1 protein-coding gene is annotated in these 798 nt (G+C 58.4%); it reads right to left on the reverse strand.

The window, feature by feature from the left end; all coding sequences use genetic code 11:
• The coding region (locus tag ACTJIK_RS25720) for a DUF6443 domain-containing protein (protein ID WP_440650474.1) at positions 1 to 798 on the reverse strand (798 nt) is incomplete at both ends.

Genomic DNA, 798 nt, shown 5'->3' on the forward strand with positions numbered 1-798 from the left:
CTTTAGGCGGTAACACATAGCGCAGGTTGCCCAGGTCGTCGTACACATAATAGGTGCTCAGCCAGCCCACATGGCCCGTGCCGGGTGTGGCGGCCAGCTGCACTTTCTTCAGCACGACCCGGCCTTCCTTATCCTTGTATTCCACCACAGCGTTGCCCGCTTCGTCGGTGGTCATGTTTTTATATAGTTCACCTGCTGCGTAGCGCGTGGTGCTGGCCGGCACACTGCCGTCCGCGGCGGCGATCGTCCAGATGCGCACCGAGTCGGCTACGGTGCTGACCAGGTATTGCTGGCTCACACCAACATCGGAGCCCGCCCAGCTATTGCCAGGAGCCATCGTTTTGAGCACCCGGTTCAAGGGAGAGGCTTCGTATTGCGTCTGGCTGTAGAACACCTGTTCGCCGGGATAGATCGGCGTACCGGCAGTAGGCGCGTAGAAGTTCTTCTGATCGGTAAAAGGGTTGGTCTTGAAAGCCCCGTCACCGGTGGTGGAGACATACGGCAGGTATTGGAATGGTTCACGGCCGAAAGAATCATACACCACAGGCACGACCACATCTTTTTTTGCCGGAGAGCCACCTTTGGTCACCGTTTGCAGCGGACGGCCCAGGCCGTCTACGTACTGGGTGGACTGCCGAACGTTGGACACATTCGTTTCTGCGATCACGGCTGCTGGGTCTGTTAAAGGCTTCGCTGGTTCCCAGGTACGCACGTAGTTTACCTTCACGCCTGCACCGTAAGCCGCCGGAACGGGGTTCACCGTTTGTGTAGGCGCAGCAGGCTGAGTTTGCGTGTTTG

The organism is Chitinophaga sp. 22620, assembly GCF_052044405.1.
In the GTDB taxonomy this organism is placed as follows: Bacteria; Bacteroidota; Bacteroidia; order Chitinophagales; family Chitinophagaceae; genus Chitinophaga.